This is a genomic window from Bartonella sp. AA9NXGY (genome assembly GCF_042196845.1).
Taxonomy (GTDB): Bacteria; Pseudomonadota; Alphaproteobacteria; order Rhizobiales; family Rhizobiaceae; genus Bartonella.
In genome coordinates this window covers 1-3,722 of record NZ_JBHIRB010000045.1, presented here as the reverse complement: position 1 = coordinate 3,722, position 3,722 = coordinate 1, and the positions used below count along the sequence as shown (strand labels likewise).

Here is a 3,722-nt window from a genome sequence, read left to right as displayed (position 1 = left end):
CCCACACAAGCGTTCACCTAGATTATTGTGCTTTAAGATCTCTCTTGCTAAATTGGAACTGATGGCGTTCAGATCTTGCCGGCTTAAATAAATAGGTAACCAACCAACACAAGAAGAAGCATATTTATTTGTCGCGCAACCAGTGAGAGAGAGCAGCACGCATATCAGCATCACTTTTTTGATTAACTTCACTTTCCACCTCAAGCCGTGTTGTGGCTGCTTTTAAAGCTTTTTCTGTTTGCTTTTGTTGCTCTACTTTTTTCCCAAGAGTAAAAGCTTTTGCTAAGGCAATAAAAAAAGCGGCTAAAGCCGCACCTGTTACCATCAAGTTTCTTTTCATCCATAAGATCATAGGCGGTGCTCCTGAAAGCGTTTAGCAACAAAGAAAATGCCAGTACATGCCGCTAAAACCATAATGGCGGCTAAAGCCCATTGGATTGGTCCATTGCCCGCTAAAAACCCACCAAGACCTGAGAAAGAACCAATAATCGGTGCCAATGCTTCTGCTTTGAGAAACCCTGTTGGTTGTTTCGTTTCTACTGTTTGATAATTAGAAGAAACATAAGCCCCTTTCGCCCATAGCCCTGCCTCTGCTACACGCCGGTGTACGAGACCTTGTAAACGTTTGCCTCCCGCTTTGGTCCATTTCTGCAATTCGGTTGGTACCGCTTCATAATCCCCCCGATTAAGCCTTTTAAGCAATGTAGAGTTTTGGAAAGCTGCAATACCCACATTATAACAAAAGGAAACAAGAGCGCCGAACTGCTCGTCGCTTAAATTCACACAAACTGCTTTTTCTACCGCCCTCTCATATTGCCGCAAATCTGCTAAAAGCATGTTTTCAGCTTTTTTTTCTGTAATCACCATACCCTCAACAACTGTTGGTTGACCGGCTTTTTTCGTATGACCATAACCAATCGTCCATATGCCAGAAGCATCTTGATAAGCCTGCAAGCGCAAACCTTCCCACTTTTTTAAACAGTATAAACAGTCTTTACTTATTTTCCGTGCCATTGTTCAATTCACCTTATAAATATACCTTTATGAGTACTGCTCCATCACCGCCGTCGCCGCCAATTTTGTCGCTTCCGTGTTTCCCATCAAAATATCCACCGCCGCCGCCGCCACATTCTTTACCACCTCTACCACCGTTACCACCTTTGTAACTCTCACCACCCTGCCCCATGATAGAACCCTTACATTTACCGCCACCGCCGCCGCCGCCGCCAAGAAAAGAACTTCCACCAGTACCAGCTCTCTTGCCGTCTATTCCACTCCCTCCACCATTACCACCAGAAAAAATAAAGCTTTCACCACTGCTGCCCTCCCTGTTTCCTCCTCCATCGCCGCCTTTCCCTCCAAAGTTAACGAGAGTCATGGAAACGGAATATCCTCCTTCTGCTGTAACAAGCCCTTTGATCATTGTTCTACCACCATTGCACAAAATGTTACTGTCATTACCTTTACCACCACGACCAATGTAAGCTGTTTTTAATTTATCTAAATCAGAACCTTTCATTTTAACATGCACACATTGACCGCCGCCGCCGCCGCCATCCTTAACGCCACCACCTCCACCGCCCCAAGCCCATACTTCGATATCGGTGTCAGCAGTAATACCATCAGGCAATGGAATATCTCCGCTTTCTGTCATCAGAATTTCAACAGGTTTTCTAACCCCGCCATCATTGTTGCCGCTACCAGCGCCGCTGCTATTGCTACTATTTGCTTTGATTGAAGCCATCAGTTTGGCTGGTGAGATAAGTGCATCCACTGTTTTTGTGCCATCAATCCAGTCTTGTTTGGCAAGAGGTTGAATGAGATCAACTTTTTTCTGTACACTATGTGCTGTATCTTGCGCTTTATCGGCTGCTGTTTGCGCAATATTTGCCTCAGCTTTTGCACTGTCTCCCGTTTTTTGTGCTGTCTCAGCCGTTTTTTTTGCATCTACTGCATAAGCTTTTGCATCATTTGCTGTTCTTAATGCACTATCTGCAACGTTCTTCGCTTCACTTGCAACATGAATCCCTTGTTGTGCAACATCTTCAACTTTATCAATTTTTGCAATCTGTGCACGTTCTGGAGGAGTTAAGATAAGATGCTTTTTCCCTTCCTTCATATTCTCCATATCAAATACATCTTTTTCTATTTTATCTGGATCATAAACTGATTTTGACATACCAAAAGACTTTGAGCCTACAAAATAACGAATGGTATTTTTGAGATCTACCGGAGATATGGGATAATAAACACCTTCATCTCCCCTCCGCCATTTTTCCATCGTTGGCTGCGTAGAACTCAACCATCGTAGCTTTGATCTTTCCTCTATGGTTAAGATCTTTTTGGTAGGACCCTCGTGCATATTTTCCATAGAAAATGTATTTGCCCCCACATTGTCGGGATCATATGTAGCAGCCTTCATATCGCCAATCCCTAAAGGCGATATTTTTACCCAGCCAGCGCCTGATAAAATCGCATTCTCATGCGCTTCACCACTTGCTTCAATATCACAAATTGTGACCTTATTTTTGTAAGCAAGAGCTCCAATATCTCTCTTTGCAATAGCATCATCAGCCTTTTTTCCTTGAGCAGCGGTTGCAAAATATTCTACCTCATAAGCTGCTGCACTCCCCACTGAAACAGGTGCAAGAGCCTTACTATCTAAAACACCTTCTTTGACTTCTTCTTTTGTTGCTGGTTCAAGCTTAAATATATGTGTGTGATAGGGTAATGGCATCGCGTTTCATTCCTTAATCAGTTCGTTGTCTTGTTGTGTGAGAGAGAGGACTGCAATTCATCAATCAGTTTTTGCATGATCTCTATGCGTTTATCTGTCGCTTCTTTATATTCTGCCAAAGCGCTTAAAAGATCATGCTGTATGTCGCTTTTGACAAGATCAAGTACCTTATTTAAGGGTGCATGAACCATTCGATTGCTTGCATAAAAAAGGACGCGGATTTGCTCCGCGTCCGCAATATCATCAATAGCAGACGGATTATTGATCATTTGAAAAACTCACGATTTTATGGCATAAACAACCGGTACATTAACAGGGCGTGTTTCTGCCTCGCCCGTTGAAGAAATCATTACCTTATGCGTGTGCACTCCAGCAGGTTGTGTATCTTTTGTATAATATGAATTACCAAAAGCAGGATTTCTGCCACCTATTTGACCAACTCTTGTAACCATAGAATAATCATGCTTATGCGTATGTTGACCTGCCTCTTCAATGGTACAAGCATGTGTATGCGATTTAAGGCAATCTTGCTGTATATCGGCAAATTGTCTACTTCTGTCTAAACCGCGACCATTATCAAAGCCGCGCAAAAACACTCCTCTAAAGTCTGGAACTTTAAAGGTTGTATCGCTGTTTTTTCCCCATTTATCCCCTATCGCCTTGAATAATTGCGGATAATCTTTGCGTTCATAAGTAGCGCCATCACATAAAAGCCAGCCGTTTGGGACTTCTTGCATAGCAAAGGTCGCAATAAAACCACAAGGAAAGGTTTCGACCTTCGGTGGTGGAATGGGGGTAGGGTTTAAAAGATACCAGCCATCAAGACCTTTTGTTGATACGCCATCATTATAGACTATTTCATAAATACCATTTGTTTGTAACTCACCACCTGTCAATGATACTATTCCCGTGCTGGTGGCTTTATAGAGTGGCTTTGCTCCTATATTATTCATGTTTATTGTTGTCGTACCAATATTTATACCAC

Annotated in this window: 5 protein-coding genes; all 5 read right to left on the bottom strand. The window is 42.7% G+C overall.

All coding sequences use genetic code 11. From position 1 onward, the window contains the following. Nucleotides 1–124: 124 nt before the first annotated feature. Nucleotides 125–352, bottom strand: coding sequence for a hypothetical protein (locus tag ACFIM6_RS09445; RefSeq protein ID WP_375612620.1), 228 nt, complete (start codon nt 350–352; stop codon nt 125–127). Continuing rightward, nucleotides 349–1,014 carry a lysozyme gene (locus tag ACFIM6_RS09440; protein ID WP_375612619.1) on the bottom strand — a complete coding sequence of 222 codons (666 nt, stop codon included), beginning with the start codon at nt 1,012–1,014 and terminating at the stop codon, nt 349–351. The genes ACFIM6_RS09445 and ACFIM6_RS09440 overlap by 4 nt, the downstream gene beginning before the upstream one ends. 13 nt (nt 1,015–1,027) lie before the next feature. Further along, nucleotides 1,028–2,737: an alanine-zipper protein gene (locus ACFIM6_RS09435; protein WP_375612618.1), complete on the bottom strand. Its 1,710-nt coding sequence runs from the start codon at nt 2,735–2,737 to the stop codon at nt 1,028–1,030. A 17-nt stretch (nt 2,738–2,754) separates the two neighbouring features. Continuing rightward, a complete protein-coding gene (locus ACFIM6_RS09430) occupies nt 2,755–3,006 on the bottom strand; it encodes a hypothetical protein (protein ID WP_375612617.1) in 252 nt (83 codons plus the stop codon). A 9-nt stretch (nt 3,007–3,015) separates the two neighbouring features. Next, nucleotides 3,016–3,722, bottom strand: a 707-nt coding sequence (locus ACFIM6_RS09425) for a phage tail protein (protein ID WP_375612616.1), incomplete at its 5' end; no start/stop codon positions are given.